The sequence below is a fragment of the Nocardiopsis mangrovi genome (assembly GCF_042653925.1).
Taxonomy (GTDB): Bacteria; Actinomycetota; Actinomycetes; order Streptosporangiales; family Streptosporangiaceae; genus Nocardiopsis_B; species Nocardiopsis_B mangrovi.
Genome location: NZ_JBHSFQ010000001.1, coordinates 1 through 17,221, shown reverse-complemented (window position 1 = coordinate 17,221; position 17,221 = coordinate 1). Strand labels below are relative to the sequence as shown.

The 17,221-nt window shown below is 72.7% G+C and carries 17 protein-coding genes; 11 read left to right on the top strand and 6 right to left on the bottom strand.

What is annotated here, in order from left to right; genetic code table 11:
- Positions 1 to 15: 15 nt before the first annotated feature.
- On the bottom strand, positions 16 to 621 hold the full coding sequence (locus ACFO4E_RS00085) for a TIGR00645 family protein (RefSeq protein ID WP_378570246.1): 606 nt from the start codon (positions 619 to 621) through the stop codon (positions 16 to 18).
- Between the two features lie 171 nt (positions 622 to 792).
- Between ACFO4E_RS00085 and ACFO4E_RS00080 the strand changes: the two genes are divergently transcribed.
- On the top strand, positions 793 to 1,674 hold the full coding sequence (locus tag ACFO4E_RS00080) for an Fpg/Nei family DNA glycosylase (protein WP_378570244.1): 882 nt from the start codon (positions 793 to 795) through the stop codon (positions 1,672 to 1,674).
- A gap of 108 nt (positions 1,675 to 1,782) precedes the next feature.
- On the opposite strand, the gene ACFO4E_RS00075 is transcribed toward ACFO4E_RS00080, so the two are convergent.
- Positions 1,783 to 2,409 (bottom strand): phospholipase, encoded by a 627-nt coding sequence (locus ACFO4E_RS00075; RefSeq protein ID WP_378570242.1) that lies wholly within the window; start codon positions 2,407 to 2,409, stop codon positions 1,783 to 1,785.
- 152 nt (positions 2,410 to 2,561) lie between these two features.
- Positions 2,562 to 3,134 (bottom strand): LURP-one-related family protein, encoded by a 573-nt coding sequence (locus ACFO4E_RS00070; RefSeq protein WP_378570240.1) that lies wholly within the window; start codon positions 3,132 to 3,134, stop codon positions 2,562 to 2,564.
- Positions 3,135 to 3,363: 229 nt separating this feature from the next.
- Here ACFO4E_RS00070 and ACFO4E_RS00065 point away from each other — a divergent pair, with 229 nt between their 5' ends.
- Complete coding sequence (locus ACFO4E_RS00065) at positions 3,364 to 3,696, top strand: nucleotide pyrophosphohydrolase (RefSeq protein ID WP_378570238.1); 333 nt, start codon at positions 3,364 to 3,366, stop codon at positions 3,694 to 3,696.
- Between the two features lie 23 nt (positions 3,697 to 3,719).
- Here the strand turns inward: ACFO4E_RS00065 and ACFO4E_RS00060 are convergent, their stop codons facing one another.
- Together ACFO4E_RS00060 and ACFO4E_RS00055 are read right to left on the bottom strand one after the other, a co-directional pair.
- Entirely contained in the window at positions 3,720 to 4,187 is a 468-nt protein-coding gene (locus tag ACFO4E_RS00060) for a hypothetical protein (RefSeq protein WP_378570236.1), read from the bottom strand.
- A gap of 143 nt (positions 4,188 to 4,330) precedes the next feature.
- Positions 4,331 to 4,759, bottom strand: coding sequence for a spore germination protein GerW family protein (locus tag ACFO4E_RS00055; RefSeq protein ID WP_378570234.1), 429 nt, complete (start codon positions 4,757 to 4,759; stop codon positions 4,331 to 4,333).
- A gap of 136 nt (positions 4,760 to 4,895) precedes the next feature.
- Between ACFO4E_RS00055 and ACFO4E_RS00050 the strand changes: the two genes are divergently transcribed.
- Positions 4,896 to 6,236 (top strand): DUF2786 domain-containing protein, encoded by a 1,341-nt coding sequence (locus ACFO4E_RS00050; RefSeq protein ID WP_378570232.1) that lies wholly within the window; start codon positions 4,896 to 4,898, stop codon positions 6,234 to 6,236.
- Here ACFO4E_RS00050 and ACFO4E_RS00045 read toward each other — a convergent pair.
- Positions 6,233 to 6,973, bottom strand: coding sequence for a hypothetical protein (locus tag ACFO4E_RS00045; protein WP_378570230.1), 741 nt, complete (start codon positions 6,971 to 6,973; stop codon positions 6,233 to 6,235). The two genes, ACFO4E_RS00050 and ACFO4E_RS00045, sit on opposite strands and share 4 nt — an antisense overlap.
- 297 nt (positions 6,974 to 7,270) lie before the next feature.
- Here ACFO4E_RS00045 and ACFO4E_RS00040 point away from each other — a divergent pair, with 297 nt between their 5' ends.
- The 8 genes from ACFO4E_RS00040 to ACFO4E_RS00005 all read left to right on the top strand — a co-directional run bounded on the left by ACFO4E_RS00040 (position 7,271) and on the right by ACFO4E_RS00005 (position 17,133).
- Entirely contained in the window at positions 7,271 to 8,284 is a 1,014-nt protein-coding gene (locus ACFO4E_RS00040) for a LacI family DNA-binding transcriptional regulator (protein WP_378570228.1), read from the top strand.
- Between the two features lie 40 nt (positions 8,285 to 8,324).
- A complete protein-coding gene (locus ACFO4E_RS00035; RefSeq protein WP_378570226.1) occupies positions 8,325 to 9,575 on the top strand; it encodes a sugar ABC transporter substrate-binding protein in 1,251 nt (416 codons plus the stop codon).
- Positions 9,576 to 9,720: 145 nt separating this feature from the next.
- On the top strand, positions 9,721 to 10,554 hold the full coding sequence (locus ACFO4E_RS00030; RefSeq protein ID WP_465263117.1) for a carbohydrate ABC transporter permease: 834 nt from the start codon (positions 9,721 to 9,723) through the stop codon (positions 10,552 to 10,554).
- A 5-nt stretch (positions 10,555 to 10,559) separates the two neighbouring features.
- On the top strand, positions 10,560 to 11,381 hold the full coding sequence (locus ACFO4E_RS00025) for a carbohydrate ABC transporter permease (protein ID WP_378570222.1): 822 nt from the start codon (positions 10,560 to 10,562) through the stop codon (positions 11,379 to 11,381).
- A gap of 106 nt (positions 11,382 to 11,487) precedes the next feature.
- On the top strand, positions 11,488 to 12,891 hold the full coding sequence (locus ACFO4E_RS00020; RefSeq protein WP_378570220.1) for a GH1 family beta-glucosidase: 1,404 nt from the start codon (positions 11,488 to 11,490) through the stop codon (positions 12,889 to 12,891).
- Entirely contained in the window at positions 12,888 to 15,257 is a 2,370-nt protein-coding gene (yicI, locus tag ACFO4E_RS00015; RefSeq protein WP_378570218.1) for an alpha-xylosidase, read from the top strand. Before ACFO4E_RS00020 ends, yicI begins: the two co-directional genes overlap by 4 nt.
- 287 nt (positions 15,258 to 15,544) lie before the next feature.
- The gene (locus ACFO4E_RS00010) at positions 15,545 to 16,651 is read left to right on the top strand and encodes a Flp family type IVb pilin (RefSeq protein WP_378570216.1); all 1,107 of its coding nucleotides are present in this window, start codon (positions 15,545 to 15,547) and stop codon (positions 16,649 to 16,651) included.
- A complete protein-coding gene (locus ACFO4E_RS00005; RefSeq protein WP_378570214.1) occupies positions 16,648 to 17,133 on the top strand; it encodes a hypothetical protein in 486 nt (161 codons plus the stop codon). The genes ACFO4E_RS00010 and ACFO4E_RS00005 overlap by 4 nt, the downstream gene beginning before the upstream one ends.
- Positions 17,134 to 17,221: the final 88 nt, after the last annotated feature.

Genomic DNA, 17,221 nt, shown 5'->3' with positions numbered 1-17,221 from the left:
GCCCGGCCGGCGGGGTCAGACGCGTGCGTCCTCGTGGTCCTCGCGGTCCTGGCGGGCGGCCTGCCGTTCGCGGGCCACCCGGGCGACCGACGGGCTCAGCATGCGGTCGATCAGCGCCAGCGCCAGCGCCGACACCACGAAGGTCAGGTGCAGCACGGTCTGCCAGAGCATGGTGTCGGATTCGGTGCGCGCGGCCTCGATGAACGTCTTGAGCAGGTGGATCGAGGAGATCCCGATGATCGCCGTGGCCAGCTTGACCTTGAGGATGTTGGCGTTGACGTGGTCGAGCCATTCGGGCTGGTCGGGGTGGCCGTCGAGGTTGATCCGCGAAACGAAGGTCTCGTATCCGCCGACGATCACCATGATCAGCAGGTTGGCCACCATCACGACGTCGACCAGGCCGAGGATGATCAGCATGATGGCGGTCTCGTCGACGTTGCCCAGCGCGACCTCATGGATGAGGTGCCACAGCTCCAGCATGAACAGCCAGACGTACACCAGCTGGGCGACGATGAGGCCGAGGTACAGGGGCACCTGTAGCCAGCGGCTGAGGAACATCAGATAGCCGAGACTCAGTCGGCTGGTAGAGGAGATCTTCGTGGCGGCGGGCACGTCGGTCATCAGGGAATCTTCTTCTCACGGGCGCGTCAATCGGGTGGGATGCCTTCACTTTAGGCGGGTCCGCGACCGGGTGATCACATCCGTCCGCGCCCGTCGAAGCGCCCGGACGCCCCGATAGAGTGCGCATCGTCCGGGCCGCCGCGGCCCGGTGAGCACACGGGGAGGACGCACGTGCCCGAAGGCCACACCCTGCACCGCCTGGCCGCGCATTTCACCAAGCACTTCGGCGGCTCCCGGGTGCGGGTGACGAGCCCCCAGGGGCGGTTCGCCGACGGCGCGCGGCGCATCGACGGCCGTACCCTCGCCGAGGCCGAAGCGCACGGCAAGCAGCTGTTCCTGGCGTTCGACTCCGGTGACCGGCTGCGCGTGCACCTGGGGCTGTACGGGGCGTGGACCTTCGGCGACGCCGACGGCGAGCGCCACCTCGGCGCACCCCGGGTGCCGGGCGGCGAAAAGCGCGACCTGATGCGCGACCCCGACGGCTTCGTCCTGGCCCCCGCGCCGGTGGGCACCGTCCGGGCCCGGATCGTGACGGCGTCGGGCTGGGCGGACCTGCGCGGCCCCTCGGCCTGCGAGGTCATCACCGAGGAGGAGAAGGAGGCCGCGCGGGCGCGCCTGGGCCCCGACCCGCTGCGCCCCGACGCCGACCCCGAGCGCGCCTGGCGCACCATCAGCCGGTCGCGCACCACCATCGCCGCGCTGCTGATGCGCCAGGACGTCATCGCCGGGATCGGCAACATCTACCGGGCGGAATCGCTCTTCCGCGCTGGAATCGACCCTTACCGCCCCGGGCGCGAGATCACCCGCGCCGAATGGGACGCGCTGTGGGCCGACCTCACCGCGCTGCTCCAGGACGGCGTGCGCGACGGCTACATCATCACCACCCGCCCCGAGCACCGGCCCGACCCCGCGGCCCTTCCGGTTCCGCGGCCCGACACCCTCTACGTCTGCTACCGCACCGGCGAGCCCTGCCGGATCTGCGGCACCGCGGTCGTGCAGGCCGAGCTGGCCGCGCGCACCCTCTACCGGTGCCCCGCCTGCCAGGCCCGCTGACCTTCCGGCCGTACCGGCCGGCCGCACGGCCGGCCGGGCGACGGCCCCGGCGCGGTGCGCCGGAGCCGTGCGGCCGGGCCGGAGCGGCCGGGCGGGAGAGCGCGGGACCTAGTCGGCGACCGGGTAGCCGCGACGGATGTCGACGTCGTTGCCCTGCTCGAATGCGGTGAGCAGGCGGTCGGCCTCGGCCTGGGTGTCGGCGTGCTCCAGGGACTCCGTGGTGGCGGCGAGGGCGCGCACGGTGTCCTCGGTGCCGGCCCGGGTCAGGGCGTCGGCGGTGCTGGTGCTGGAGGCGCCGAACTCGCGCACGGCGTTGTAGTAGATGTCCGCGGTGCCACGGCACAGCCAGTTGCCGCCGCACTCGTTGTAGAGGTCGTCGCGGAAGTGGTCGTCGATGCGCAGCCGGGTGTCCTCGTTGAAGCGGGACTGGAGCTTGTAGTTGCGGTAGCCGAAGTCGTGTCGCTTGCACGAGGGGTCGAAGTCGAACCCCAGGGGGGAATCGGGCGACCAGCTGCAGGAGTCGCTGCTCCAGTCGAGCTGGTCGGAGTAGGGGGCCTGGTCGCGGGTCGCGATGAACGTGGTGATGGAGTCGGTGAAGAGGTACTGGTCGGTGACGCGCTGCAGTTCGGCGGGGGGCAGGGCGGCGTTGGCGACGCCGGCTCCGGTGAGGGACACCAGGGCCGCCGCGGCGATCGCGACGAAGGACTGGCCGATACGTCGAGCGGGGTGACGCATGTGGGGGATTCCCTTCCGTCCAACACGATGTGACCCCTGAGTAATAAGGGAATCGGCCGGTCAATGGAAGAAGGACACGGGGAATCAGGGGTAATGATCGTGTGTCCATCCGGATACGGCGGGCAGCGCCCCCGCCGTATCCGGCGCGCGCGTCAGCGCTCCTGGAGCGCGTCCAGGGCGACGGCCATGGCGATGACGAGGCGGCGGTCGATGTTGCGGTCGTGGATCTCGACCGTGTACCGGTCGCGCAGGCCGAAACGCTTGTCGACGCTGAACACCGGCGTGCCCTGGATCGTGAAGTCGAAGTGGTACGGGATGATCTGGGCCGCTTCGAAGAGCCTGCGCAGCACCGCCAGCGCCCCGTTGCGCTCCTGGCCGACGATCGGCGGCAGGCCGGGCTGCTCGACGTGCCAGGTGCTGCGCAGCAGCGACCGCTTGAAGTCCTTGCGGAACAGGCCGACGGGCTGCCCCGACGCGTCGAACACGTCGTAGGTCGCACCCAGGTCGATGGCCTGGCGGGCCTTGAAGCCCAGAACGGGGTACTGCTTGGAGTCGTCGGTGTAGAGCGTGACCTGCTCCTTGAACGCCAGCCGTTTCTGCTGGGCGAACGCCAGCAGGGGGCCTTCGCCGCCGTCGGGCGCGGTGGCGTGTACCTCGTACTGGTTGACCATCATCCGGACGCGCTGGCGCACGGTGAGGTGGGTGAGCGACTGGAGCTGGTTCATCGTCGGCCTTCGCGTGCTGGTTGCGGGTGTGGCTGCGGGGCGCGTCCGGCGGCGGAGGAACGTGCCGGACCGGATGGCCGCCGCGACAGCATCAGACGGCCGGGCCCGCGTTCCGGTTGCATCGGGGGCGGAAATGTCGCCGATCCGGATACCCGGGGGGCGGGGGCGGGGGTGCGCACGACGCGGCCAGGCGCGCCGCGCGGCCCGCGGAGATGGTAGAAACCGCCGTGTGAGCATAACCGAGCTGCAACTCCTGCTGGCGGACTTCGCCGAGCGCCGCGACTGGGGCCCCTTCCACACGCCCAAGAACCTCGCGATGGCCCTGACCGGTGAGGCGGGGGAACTGGCCGCGGAGTTCCAGTGGCTCGAACCCGGGGAGTCGGACCGGGTCATGGACGATCCCGACAAGGCGCGCGCGGTCCGCTTGGAGATGGCCGACGTCTTCAGCTACCTGCTGCGGCTCGCCGACGTGCTCGATGTCGACCTGGAGGCCGCGCTCCGCGAGAAGGTCGCCATCAACGAGGGCCGCTTCCCCGCGGCGCGGCCCGTGCCCGACGACTGACGGCCCGCGGTCCCGCGAACCGGTCAGGCCGGGGAGACCTCACTGGTGACCTCCCAGGAGATCTCCTCGGCGAGGTCGTCGGTCAGCTCGCGGCCGCCGAGGCGTTCGGCGAGCTGCGCCGCGGTGTAGACGACGCGGAAGGCGCGCTGCTCCGCCTCACCGGCGCTCATGACCGCGTAGTGGCCCCAGGTCGCGGGGTCGACGGCCAGGACGGTGATGTCGCTGTTGTGCGGCACCGCCCCCGCCTCGTGCGCCTCGTGGATGTCGCGGATGTCGTCGGCCTCGACCACCGGCAGGTCGCGCTCGGCGAGGAGGTTCTCCGCCAGGGCGTCGGCCTGCTCCCCGCTCAGCCGCTCGTGGTCGTAGCCGAAGGCGTCGGCATGGCCGGCGAGCAGCCGTTCGATGCCCTCGATCTGCCGGGCGACCGCCGCCGCGCTCGCCGGCCCCAGGACCTCCCCGCGGATCCGCACCGCCAGCCGATGGATGTCCACGCCCGTACCGCCCCCTCGAATGGCCGCATGGGGCGGCGCCGCCCCACCGCCCATGATCCCACCGCGGGAGCGCGGTCGTGGCGCACCGTCCACGGGGCCGTCCGGATCGCCGGAGCGGGCGGGCGTGCGGGGGCGCCCCGCGGTCACCCCCGGGACGCGGCGGCGCGTTTCATGACGGTGGCGACCACGCTGATCGCCGTCGCGCCGGCGATCAGCGCCAGCGGGATGACGATCGCCTTGGCCGGCCGGCGGATCGGCACGAACGCCGCCCCGCCGTCCTTGATCTCGATGAAGCCGACGGGGACGGCCGTCCCGCCGCCGCCCGCTCCGTCGCCCGACCCCGGGGCGTCCGCGGTCCCCTCGCCCGAACCGCCGCCGAAGCCGAACGCGACCTTGGTCACGGGGACCACCGTGACCCCCGCGCACTCGATCGGGGCGCCGTAGACGGTGTGCGCGCTGAGCGCGCCGCCGATCCGGGAGGCGAGTCCGTCCACGACCGAGCCGCGGGACGCCGCGACCGCCGCCTTCGCGGTCGCCGGATCCACCTCGGCGGGCAGGTTCGAAGCGCTCATGAGTCCTTGGGTCCTTTCCCCGTTGCACCGGGCTCTCACGCTACCCCCGGGGGGACGGCGCTGCGGTGGTCCACCGGAAGCTGGGACCATGGGCGTACCAGGGCACGCGGCGCGCCCATGGCGGAATGGGGGACCAGTGGGCAGGGCCGATCAGGGGCGCGGACGTGCCGGGCGGCACAAGGGCGACGGCCGGGGGCGCGGTTCCGCCGCGCGCGACCCGGCGGCCGGCGGCGGGACGCGCTCCGGCGCCGCCCCCGCGCCCGAGGCGGCGGTGCGCGACGACCTGATCGGCGCCGCGCTGGACGCGCACGGCCGGGGCGACCACGCCGGGGTGCGGTGGTACCTCGACCAGCTCACCGCCCGGCCCGATGAGCGGTCGTGCGACGACGCCGACCGCGCACTCGTCTCCCGGCTGGTCGCCACCACCACCTCGGCCTGGCACAGGGGCTGGCAGCCGGCCGAACTCGTCCGCCACGTGCGGCGCGCCGCCGGCGAGCGGCAGGCCGGCGTGGCCGCCGACATGATGGCGGCCGAGCTGCGCCGATACGACCCGCGGACCATCGACGCGAGTTGGGACGCGCAGCTCGCGTCGGTCGGCGCACACCAATGGTGGGACGGCGACGACGCGTACGTCCGCGCGTGGACGCGCCGCGCCGGCGCCCTGCGCGCCGAGTGGATCGAGGCCGCGGTGGAGGCGCTGCACGTGCTCTCGCGGCTGCCGCGGATCACCCTGCTGCGGCCGCCGCCGGGCCGGGCGCGGCGCACCGCCGCACCGTCGGCGGCCGCGGGCGCCGCGTCGGTGGACCGGCGCATGCTCGACAAGGTCCGGGCGCTGCTCGGCAAGGCCGAGAGCACCGGATTCCCCGCCGAGGCCGATGCGCTCACGGCCCGCGCGCAGGAGCTCATGGCGCGGCACCGGATCGACGAGGCGCTGCTGGCCGCGGCGGAGGCCGGCGACACCGGCGGGCCGGTCGGCAGGCGCATCCCGGTCGACGACCCCTACCCCGACGCGAAGGCGGTTCTGCTCGACACCGTGGCCGAGGCCAACGGCTGCCGCGCCGTGTGGGACCAGGACCTCGGCTGGTGCACGGTGGTCGGGTTCCCCGGTGAACTGGACGCGGTGGAGCTGATGTTCACCTCACTGCTGGTGCAGGCCACCGGGACCATGGCCGGCGGCCGCCGCAAGGCGTTCCGCCACTCGTTCCTGCACGCGTTCGCCCAGCGCATCGGCGAGCGGCTGCGCGCGGCGGCCGGAGCCGAGGAGCGGCGGGCCGCCGAAGAGCGGCCGGGCGGCGACCTGCTGCCCGTTCTGGCCGCGCGCGACCGGCAGGTCGAGGACGCCACGGAGGACCTGTTCCCGCAGACCGTGCGGGGCAGGGTCCGCGGCGTCCATGACCACGAGGGCTGGGAATCGGGCCGTGCCGCGGCCGACGACACCGCGCTGGACCCGCGCGGCCGGCTGCCCGGCGGCCGCTAGCCCTGGTCGAGGAGGCCGCGGGCGATGACGTCGTCGGTCAGGGCGCGGATGATCTCGTCGGAGTCGCCCGCGTGGCCCGCGTGCTCGGTGCGGCGCCGGAGTTCGGCGCGGATGGCGGTCACCACGGACGTGCTGCGCAGCGCGTCGGCGAGCGGGGCCGGGCCCAGGGCCGCACGCCACTTGCGGAGGTCGCCGAGGCGGCCGTTCTGCACGGCTTCGCGGCTGAGGTGGAACAGCGCGTCGACGGTGACGGCGCGCGCGTCCTCGTCTTCGTCGAGCACGTCGACGTCGATGATCAGTTCGGACATGCCGGACTCGTCGTGGGGGAGGTGGTGGACCTGCCACACGGAGCCGTTGGTGAGGATCACCCACTTCACGCTCTCGGACACGGCCTGTAGTTTCGCCTGGCGGAGGTTGCGGTGGTCCAGGCTCTGCCCGGCGGGTTTCACTTCGACGAGGGCGAACAATTCGTCGTCGAGGACGATCCCGTAATCGACGGATTCACCCTTGGTGCGGTATTCCGTGGTCAGTTCGCCGTACTTGTTGTAATTGAGGGCGTCGCTCAGGAAATCCGTCACCAGGAGGCGGGTGTCGCCTTCGTTCGCGCCGCGCTCCACGAGCTCGGCCAGGGGGCCGGCGAACCGCCGCATCGCCCCGCCCAGGCGGTCGCGCGCCACCGCCTCCCAGGGGGCCGGGGCGGGCTCCTCCTCGGCGCCGAATTGCCCGCTCCTGTGCATTACCTGAGTCGCTTCCAGATCCACCGCTGTTCCATCCCGGACAAGGCGGGCCGCCAGCCGCCCCACCAAAAAACATGAACGTGAGAAACGATATCCCTCGGCGTCATTCCTGGCAAAGGGAGGGTAAAGCCCTCGCTTCGGCGGTGCCCGGGCCGCCGTCCCGCGGGCGGGCCGCGGCGGGGCATTGACCGGTGGGCGCCGGGTTCTTACGATCCCCATGAGGTGAATCGATTCGACACCGCCCCGCCCGGGCGGGGCGGATCGTCCGGCGCGGTCGACGGCGGGAGGCCGGTTGTGGTGACGATCAAGGATGTCGCCCGGGCGGCCGGAGTAGCGCCCTCCACGGTCTCCTATGTGCTGAGCGGATCGCGGAAGATCTCGGCCGAGACCGGCGACGCCGTGCGCGCCGCGATCGCCGAACTGGGCTACCACCCCAACGCCGGCGCGCGGTCGCTGCGCAGTACGCGCACCAACGTCATCGCCCTGTCCCTGCCGCTGCCCTCACGCGGCTACCTGCCGGTGGGCGGGCGCTTCATGTACGGGCTCAGCGAGGCGGCCCGCGAACACGGCCACGACCTCCTGCTCATCACCGCCGGCGACGGAGGATCCGGGCTGGAGCGCGTCGCGCGCAGCCGGCTGGCCGACGCCGCGGTGCTCATGGGCGTCGAGATGGAGGACCCCCGCATCGACGCCATGCGCGGCCTCGGCCTGCCGGTCGCCCTGCTGGGCCGCCCCGCCGACGAGGCCGCCGCCCCCTGGGCCGATCTCGACTGGGCCGCGGCCGCCGCGCTGGCGGTGCGCACCCTCCACGACTCCGGGCACCGGCGCATCCGCTACCTCGCCACGGTCGAGGCCGATATCCGCACCCGCCGCAGCTACTCCGTCCGCGGCATCGACGGCGCCCGCCGCGCGGCGGCCGGCCTCGGCGTGTCCGCGCCCGTCCACCCTTCCAGCCCGGACCCCGCCGAGCTGGCCCGCCGGATCGACGCGCTGCTGGCCGCGCCCGACCCGCCCACCGGCCTGGCCGTCCAGCACCCCGCCGCGATCCCCGGCATCCTGCGCCACCTCTCCCGCCGCGGCCTGGAGGTGCCGCGCGACGTGTCGCTCATCGCCATCGGCAACTTTCCCGAAGACCTCGGCGGACTCGACACCACCCGCATCGAGCTGCCCGTACCGGAGATGTCGGCCGCCGTGACCCGGCTGGCCGTCGCCGCCGCCTCGCGTTCGGACAGCGAGGCCCCCGATCCGGGGAGCGGCATCCTGATCCCGCCCCGGCTCACCCGCGGGGGCACCCTGGCGCCCCCGCGCTGAATCCACCGCCCATCCGCCGTCCCGAGGACGGAGAACGCACATGCCCCACCGACCCCCCGACCCCGCCATCCCCCGTTCCCCGCGCCCCCTGCCGCTCGCCGCCGTTGCCGCGGCGCTGGCCGTCACCGCCGCCGGCTGCGCCGCGGAGCCGGATCCCGGCGTGTTCACGATCATGAACTCCGCCACCGATGAGCCCTACCACTCCTGGGACCAGGAGGAGATGGACCGCTGCGGCGAGGAGGCCGGCGTCCGCGTGCAGCAGCTCAGCGTGCCCGCCGACCAGCTCGTCCCCAAGGCGCTGCGCATGGCGTCGTCCGGCTCGCTGCCCGATGTCCTGATCGTGGACGGGTCGGACCTGCCGCAGTTCGCCGCGGCCGGCGGCCTGGTCCCGCTGGAGGAGCTGGGCCTGTCGACCGACACGCTCTCCGACGGCGCGCTGTCCTTCGGCGGCTACGACGGCGTCTACTACGGCGCCGCCCGTTCGGTGAACTCGCTCGGCCTCTTCTACAACACCGACATGCTGGAGGAGGCCGGGATCGAGCCGCCCGAGACCTGGGCGGAGCTGCGCGATGCCGCCGAAGCCCTCACCGAGGGCGACCGCTACGGCCTGGCCATCAGCGCCCTGGCCACCGAGGACGGCGTGTACCAGTTCCTGCCGTGGCTCTGGTCCAACGGCGGTGACGAACGCGAGCTGGCCGCCCCCGAAGCGGTCGAGGCGCTGACGTTCGTGACGTCGCTGATCGAGGCCGGGTACGCGTCGCGCTCCGCGGTGAACTGGACGCAGGCCGACGTCAACGACCAGTTCGTGGCGGGCAACGCGGCCATGATGGTGAACGGCCCGTGGCAGATGCCGGTTCTGCGCGAATACCCCGATGTGAACTGGGGCGTCGTGGAGATCCCGGTGCCGGAGGCGGGCGCGACACCGGTGGCCCCGCTGGGAGGCGAGACCTACACGGTCCCGCTCAACCGCGAACGCCCCGAACGCGAAAGGACGGCGGCGGCCCTCATCGACTGCCTCACCACCCCCGAGGCGCAGCTCGACTGGGCGGCCCGGGTCAGCAACGTCCCCCTGGACGCCGAGGCCGTCGACGGCTACCGCGAGGAGGTGCCCGAACTGGCTCCGTTCGCCGACCAGGTGCGGACCGCCCGCAGCCGGACCGAGTACGTGGGCACCGAGTGGAACACCTACTCCCAGGCGATCGGCACCGCGCTCCAAGCGGCCCTGACCGGTCAGGCCACCCCGGAAAGCGCTCTCAGTCAGGCGCAGGCGCAGATCGACGCGGAGCTGTGAGGGAGCCCCCATGACGACGACCACCTCACCCGCCGCCTCGTCCGCGATTCGGGAGCGCTCCCGGAGCCGCCCCGGAGACGGCCGGTCCGCACGGCGCCGCAGATCGGCGGCGCAGTGGCTGTTCATCGCGCCCGCCGTCCTCTACATGCTCGCCTTCTTCGGCTACCCGCTGATCCGCAACGTGACGATGAGCTTCCAGGACTACTCCGTCGCCACGTACTTCACCGGGGAGGCGCCCTTCACCGGGCTGGACAACTGGCGGGCCGTCTTCGCCGACGAACTGTTCGGCGCCTCGCTGTGGCACACCCTGCTGTTCACGCTGGGCTCGCTCGCCGGGCAGTTCACCATCGGCATGGCGCTCGCGCTGTTCTTCTCCCGCCGGTTCCCGCTGTCCGGCGTGCTGCGCTCCCTGCTCCTGCTGCCCTGGCTCATCCCCATGGTGGTGGCCGGCACGGTCTGGCGCCGCGTGCTCGACGAGGAGACCGGCGTGGCCAACGAGATCCTGCGCGGCCTCCAGCTCACCTCGGCCAACATCCCCTGGCTGAGCAGCCCGGACGCCGCCCTGATCTCGGTGATCCTGGTCAACATCTGGATCGGGATCCCGTTCAACATGGTCATCCTCTACGGCGGGCTGCAGGAGATCCCGGCCGACGTCCGAGAAGCGGCGGTGATCGACGGCGCGGGGCCGGTGCGCGCGTTCTTCGGCGTCGTCCTGCCGATGCTGCGCCCGGTCGTGACCGTGGTGCTCGTGCTCGGGTTCATGTCGACGGTGAAGATCCTCGACCTCATCCTCGCCCTCACCAACGGCGGCCCGGCGCACGCCACCGAGACCCTGGGCACCCACACCTACCAGCTGTCGTTCCTGCAACTCGACTTCGGCCAGGGCGCCGTCGTCGGCAACGTCCTGATCCTGGTCAGCATGGTCTTCGCGGTCATCTACCTGCGGGCCAACCGCGACGGCTTCACCGAGGGGAGATGACACCGATGCGCAGCACCACGCGGACCCGCCGCGGCCGTGCCGACCTGGTGGTCGGCACCGCGATCCTGGCCGTGCTGCTGTTCCCGCTGTACTGGATGGTCAACACGGCGCTGCAGCCCGGCGTCGTCATGGCCGAGATCGGCTGGTTCCCGCGCAGCCTCGACCTGGGCAACTTCGTCCGCGCCTGGGAGTCGCAGGGGGCCAACCTCGTCACCAGCATGCTCGTCGCGCTCGGAGCGGTCGCCGTGTGCCTCACCGTCGCCGCGCCGGCCGCCTACGCGCTGGCCCGGTTCCGCCCGCCGGGGTCCCGGTCGGTCGTCTTCGGGACCCTGATCACGCAGATGGTGCCCGGCATCGTGGTGGCCAACGCCATCTACAACGCCTACGTGGAACTCGACCTCGTCAACTCCTACCTCGGGCTGATCCTCGCCGACGCCTCCCTCGGGATCCCCTTCACGATCATCCTGCTCCGCGCCTTCATGGTGTCGATCCCGCGCGAAGTGGTGGAGGCGGGCATGGTCGACGGCGCCGGCCGGCTCCGGGTGCTGCTGCGGATCGTGCTGCCGATGAGCCGCAACGCCCTGATCACCGGCGGGCTCTTCACGTTCCTGTTCGCCTGGAGCGACTTCATGTTCGCCCTCACGCTCAACACCACCGACGCCGTCAAGCCGGTGACCCTGGGCATCTACGAGTACATCGGGGCACACATAGGGGACTGGGGGGCGGTGATGGCGGTGGCCACCCTGTCGTCCATCCCCGCCGCCGCGCTGCTGGTCGTCGCCCAGCGCTACGTCGCGGCCGGCATGACGGCGGGCTCGATCAAGTGACCCGGCCCCCATCGGCCCGCGGCCCGCCCGCGGTCGCGCCCCGGTCCCCGCGCGCAGCGCGCGTCCGCCAGAGAACAGCGAAACACTGACACGAGGACAGCGCACCATGACAGACGATCGGTTCCCCGCACTGCCCGCCGGCTTCCTGTTCGGCACCGCCACCGCCTCGTACCAGATCGAGGGCGCCGCCACCGAAGGCGGCCGCACCCCCTCCATCTGGGACACCTATGCGCACACCCCCGGCAACGTCCTGCGCGGCGAGACCGGCGACATCGCCTGCGACCACTACCACCGCTACCCCGAGGACGTCGCGCTGATGAAGGAGCTGGGCGTGGGCGCCTACCGCTTCTCCACCGCGTGGCCGCGCATCCAGCCCGGGGGGCGCGGGCCCGCCAACGCCGAGGGCCTGGCCTTCTACGACCGGCTCGTCGACGAGCTGCTGGCCGCCGGCATCGAACCCATCGCCACCCTGTACCACTGGGACCTGCCCCAGGAGCTGGAGGACGAGGGCGGGTGGCGGGTGCGCTCCACAGCGGAGCGCTTCGCCGAGTACGCGCGCATCACCGCCGACCGGCTCGGCGACCGGATCACGCGCTGGATCACCCTCAACGAGCCGCTGTGCTCGGCCTTCATCGGCTACGCCGTGGGCCGGCACGCGCCCGGCGCGCGCGAAGGCACCCCCGCGCTGGCGGCGGCCCACCACCTCATGCTCGCCCACGGGCTGGCGGCCCGGGAGCTGCGCGCCTCGGCCGCGGCCCGCGGCGGCACCGCCGAGGTCGGCATCACGCTCAACCTCGACCGGCTGCTGCCCGCCACCGAATCCGCCGCCGACCGCGCCGCCGTCGACCGCGCCGAGACCCTGCACAACCGCGTCTGGCTCGAACCCCTCCTCAACGCCCGCTATCCGCACAACGAGGCCGACACCTGGGGCACCCTGGCCGACGGGTCCTACCGCGAGGACGGCGACCTGGAGGTCATCTCGCAGCCGCTGGACTTCCTCGGCATCAACTTCTACCGGCCCGCCGTGCTGCGCGACGCCCCGCACCGGGAACCGGACACCGCCCTGCGCACCGCGATGGACATCGGCACCGAGGAGGTGCCGATCGAAGGGGTCCGCCACACGACCATGGACTGGCCGGTCGTGCCGGACTCCTTCACCGACCTGCTCGTGGACCTCGACCGGCGCTACGACCTGCCGCCGGTGTACATCACTGAGAACGGGTCGGCCGAGGCGGACGAGCCGGACGCCGGCGGCCGGGTGAACGACACCGACCGCATCGACTACCTCCGCGACCACATCGCGGCGGTCGCCGCCGCCATCGAGGCCGGGGTGGACGTGCGCGGGCACTTCGTCTGGTCGCTGCTGGACAACTTCGAATGGGCCTACGGATACGAGCGCCGGTTCGGGATCGTCCGGGTCGACTACGACACCCTGGAGCGGATCCCCAAGGACAGCTACCACTGGTACCGCGAACTGATCCGGCGGCACTCCGAGGGGGCCGCCCGATGAAGTTCACCGACGGGTTCTGGCTGATGCGGGAGGGCGTGCGCGCCCACTACGCCCGCGAGGCCCGCGACACCGCCGTGGCCGACGACCGGATCACCCTCTACGCGCCCGCCAAGCCGGTCCACCACCGGGGCGACACCCTCAACACGCCGCTGATCACCATCGAATGCTGGTCGCCCGCGCCCGGCGTGATCGGCGTCGAGACCACCCACCTCGCCGGCGGCGTGCGCCCCAACCCGGCCCACGCCCTCACCCCCGCCCCCGCCACCGCGGCCGAGACCGCCCGCGGCTCCGGCACCGTCGAGCTGACCAGCGGGGACCTCACCCTGAGCGTGGCGACGGACGGCCCGTTGCGGCTCGACTTCCGCGCCGGCGGGCGCACCCTCACCTCCGTCGACGCGAAGGGCACGGGGTTCGCCGAGACCCCCGACGGCAGGCACCACATGCTCACCCGGCTCGCCTTGGGCGTGCGCGAGCTGGTCTACGGGCTGGGGGAGCGCTTCACCCCGCTCGTCCGCAACGGGCAGGTCGTGGACCTGTGGCAGGCCGACGGCGGCACCAGCAGCGAACAGGCGTACAAGAACGTCCCGTTCTACCTGACCAACCGCGGGTACGGCGTCTTCATCGACCATCCGGGACCGGTGTCGCTGGAGGTGGGGTCGGAGTCGGTGGGCCGGGTCCAGATGAGCGTCGAGGACCAGCGGCTGCGCTTCTTCGTGGTGCACGGCCCCACACCCAAGGAGGTCCTGGCCCGGTACACCGCGCTCACCGGGCGTCCGGCGCTGCCGCCGCCCTGGTCGTTCGGCCTGTGGCTGTCGACCTCCTTCACCACCCGCTACGACGAGGAGACGGTCAACGCCTTCGTCGAGGGCATGGCGGAGCGCGACATCCCGCTGAGCGTGTTCCACTTCGACTGCTTCTGGATGCGGGAGTTCCACTGGTGCGACTTCGAGTGGGACCCGGAGGTCTTCCCCGACCCCAAGGGCATGCTGGAGCGGCTGCACGAGCGGGGGCTGCGCGTATGCGTGTGGATCAACCCCTACATCGCGCAGCGCTCGGCGCTGTTCGAGGAGGGCGCGCGCCTCGGCCACCTCGTGCGGCGGCCCGATGGGACCGTGTGGCAGTGGGACATGTGGCAGGCGGGGATGGCGCTGGTCGACTTCACCAGCCCCGCCGCGCGGGAGTGGTACGCGGGAAAGCTGCGCATGCTGCTCGACATGGGGGTCGACTGCTTCAAGACCGACTTCGGCGAGCGGATCCCCACCGATGTGGTGTGGGCCGACGGATCCGACCCCTACGGCATGCACAACCACTACACGCAGCTCTACAACGAGACCGTGTTCGAGCTGCTGCGGCGCCACCGCGGCGAGGGCGAGGCGGTCGTGTTCGCCCGCTCGGCCACCGCCGGCGGGCAGCGGTTCCCGGTGCATTGGGGCGGCGACTGCGCCTCGACCTTCGAGGCGATGGCGGAGAGCCTGCGCGGGGGGCTGTCCCTGGGGCTGTCGGGGTTCGGGTTCTGGAGCCATGACATCGGCGGGTTCGAGGGCACGCCCGACCCGGCCCTGTTCAAGCGCTGGCTGGCGTTCGGGCTGCTGTCCTCGCACTCGCGGCTGCACGGCAGCCGGTCCTACCGGGTGCCGTGGGCGTTCGACGGGGACGACGAGGGGGCGGTCGACGTCGCGCGCTCCTTCACCCGCCTCAAGTGCCGGCTCATGCCCTACCTGTTCGGGGCCGCGGTCCAGGCCCACGAGCAGGGCACGCCGGTCATGCGGGCGATGCTGCTGGAGTTCCCCGGCGATCCCTCCTGCCACCACCTCGACACCCAGTACATGCTCGGCGACGACCTGCTGGTGGCGCCGGTGCTGAGCGCCGACGACACCGTCGAGTACTACGTGCCCGAGGGGGAGTGGACCCGCCTCCTCACCGGCGAGACCGTCACCGGGCCGGGGTGGCGGCGCGAATCCCACGGCTTCGACTCCCTGCCGCTGCTGGTGCGCCCCGGGGCGGTGCTGCCGGTCGGCGCGACGGACACCCGGCCCGACTACGACCACCTCGACGGCGTGACCCTGCGCGTGTACGGAGCCGGGACCGCCCCGGAGGAGGCGGGCGGCGGGCCGGGCGCGGCGGAGAGGACAACGGTCGTGTACACGCCGGACGGGGGCCCCGCGGCGACGTTCACGACCCGGATCGGGGGCGGCGCGGTCGCCGTCACCACCGACCACCCGGACCCGCCCGCCTGGAACGTGCTCCTGGTGGGCGTGCACGCGACCGCCGAGGCCCAGGAGAGCGCGGAGGGCCGCGACACCGCGGAGGGCGTCGTCCTCACCGCCGCCCCGGGCACGCGTGAGGTGCGGGCCGTTCCGACCTGACCGGGTTCGCCCGCCGGCGGAGGCCCCGGCCCCCCTCGCCCGACGAGAGGGGGCCGGGGCCTTCTGCGGCGGGTCGCCGAACCGCGTGCCGCACCCGCTCGCATCGATGAGGTGAGAGGGCGAGGACCACGCGCCCCCGGGCCCGTGGGCCCACGCCGCTCGTCCGGGCGGCGTGGGCCTCGGACGGGGGGCTTGGGCCCACGGCCTCACGACACCGTCCGGTTGCGGATCGTAGGGTTTCGACCTATTGCGCCGAATGCGCGATCCGTCGATCTTGGAGGATCCCCATGCTCCGCCGTCGCGATGAGAACGATCCGCGCCCCGCGCGTCCATCGCACGCCGACCGCGGCGCGGGCATGGTGGAGTACGGGGCGGTGATCGCCCTGATCGCGATCGTCGCGGGCGTGGTCCTCACCGCCGGGATCCCCGGCCGGGTCTCCGGGCTGATCGAAGACGCCGTCTGCCGGGTCGAGACACAGGAGGACTGCACGGCCACCGCCGCCGGGTCCGACGGCGCAGCCGATCGGGACGGAGCCGCCGGGCCGGACGGTGTCGACCCGGCGGACCTCAGGACGATGGCGCCGCCCCCTCCCGATGGGGGCGGGGGGCCGGTCTGCGATCCGCTGTGCGACCCCGAGTCCGGCGACGTGAACCTGGCCGAATGGCCCCCGCCGCCCGACCACCCCGAGACCGGCATCGCGATCGAATCCTACGAGGAGTACGACACCAAGAACCCGGACGACATCTCGGGCACCGACTACACCTTTTGGCCGTTCACCCGCTCCAAACTGGAGGCCAAGCACCAGGCTGCGCGCGAATGGGCCTACGGCAGCCTGCTGATGCCCGGAACGGCCAACTCGCGCGCCGCGCTCCTGCACTTCCTCGACGGCTCCGGCGAGACGATGGAGATCGACGGGGACGACCTCATGGCGGACGTCCCCGAGTTCCGCGAGGAGGTCGAGTCCGCCCAGGACGACATCGGCCGCAGCGCGATCGCCGAGGCGCGGGAGCAGGGCGCCACCGGGCCGGTCACCTTCCCCTTCAGCACCGAGTGGAACGCCTTCGGCCGCGATCCGCGAACCGGGGAGTACATCTACGACGACTCCGACTGGATCAATACCCTGGGCAGCTGGAACTACAACCAGGTCGGAGAAGTCACCGTGTTCCCGCCCGCCGACCCCGAGGGCGTCTGGCGCTACGAGGTCACCTCCCGGACCAACGTCCAGAAGTACTACGACTGGGACCCGGAGAAGACCGACCCCGCGATCGGCGTCGGCCCCATCGACGCCCCGTTCAGCGAGCACGACCTGTGGAACATGCACCGGACCGGGCTGGCCCAGGAGTTCTGGGTCGAGGGGTCCACGACGACCACCCGTGGAGGGCACGAGGGATGATGAGCCGAACCGCGTTCGCCGCCGTGTCGCTGGCCGCCGCGGCCGCACTCTCCGGGTGCGGCGGCGCCGGCTCCGGGCCGGTGCCCACTCCAGAGCCCAGCCCGGAGCCGAGCCCGTCCGGGGCGCCCGCCGAGCAGATCGCCGAATTCACGGGGCTGACCCCGCCGGAGTCCGCCGGGGACCTCGACGTGGAGTCCACGACCACCGGCGACGGCCGCCGGACCATGGAGGCGTCGTTCACCACCGACCGCGCGGGCGCCGAGGCGTTCTGCGCGGCGGACGGCATCGGCGTCTACCCGGACCCGGAGGGGCCCGACGCCGAGGACCGCGAGACGTTCGGCGCCGACGAGGAGACCGTCGACGGCTCCACCTCCTGCCGCGGGGCCCTCCCCGGCGCGGGCCGGGTGCAGCGCGACGTCCTCGTGCTCTACCCGGCCGAGGACGAGGCGTCGGTCCGCGTCCTCGCCTACGAGTACGAGTGAGCGCGGCCCGGCACCGCTGAGCCCCCGCCCCGGTCCGCGGCCGGACGAACCGCCGCCGGACGCGTCGGCCCCCTCCCTCGGGAGGGGG

Bases quoted from the DNA above. Each gene is read 5' to 3' on its own strand.
- ACFO4E_RS00085 (WP_378570246.1), bottom strand. From the start codon at position 621: ATGACCGACGTGCCCGCCGCCACGAAGATCTCCTCTACCAGCCGACTG.
- ACFO4E_RS00075 (WP_378570242.1), bottom strand. From the start codon at position 2,409: ATGCGTCACCCCGCTCGACGTATCGGCCAGTCCTTCGTCGCGATCGCC.
- ACFO4E_RS00070 (WP_378570240.1), bottom strand. From the start codon at position 3,134: ATGAACCAGCTCCAGTCGCTCACCCACCTCACCGTGCGCCAGCGCGTC.
- ACFO4E_RS00055 (WP_378570234.1), bottom strand. From the start codon at position 4,759: ATGAGCGCTTCGAACCTGCCCGCCGAGGTGGATCCGGCGACCGCGAAG.
- ACFO4E_RS00045 (WP_378570230.1), bottom strand. From the start codon at position 6,973: ATGCACAGGAGCGGGCAATTCGGCGCCGAGGAGGAGCCCGCCCCGGCC.
- ACFO4E_RS00035 (WP_378570226.1), top strand. From the start codon at position 8,325: ATGCCCCACCGACCCCCCGACCCCGCCATCCCCCGTTCCCCGCGCCCC.
- ACFO4E_RS00030 (WP_465263117.1), top strand. From the start codon at position 9,721: ATGCTCGCCTTCTTCGGCTACCCGCTGATCCGCAACGTGACGATGAGC.
- ACFO4E_RS00025 (WP_378570222.1), top strand. From the start codon at position 10,560: ATGCGCAGCACCACGCGGACCCGCCGCGGCCGTGCCGACCTGGTGGTC.
- ACFO4E_RS00020 (WP_378570220.1), top strand. From the start codon at position 11,488: ATGACAGACGATCGGTTCCCCGCACTGCCCGCCGGCTTCCTGTTCGGC.
- yicI (WP_378570218.1), top strand. From the start codon at position 12,888: ATGAAGTTCACCGACGGGTTCTGGCTGATGCGGGAGGGCGTGCGCGCC.
- ACFO4E_RS00010 (WP_378570216.1), top strand. From the start codon at position 15,545: ATGCTCCGCCGTCGCGATGAGAACGATCCGCGCCCCGCGCGTCCATCG.
- ACFO4E_RS00005 (WP_378570214.1), top strand. From the start codon at position 16,648: ATGATGAGCCGAACCGCGTTCGCCGCCGTGTCGCTGGCCGCCGCGGCC.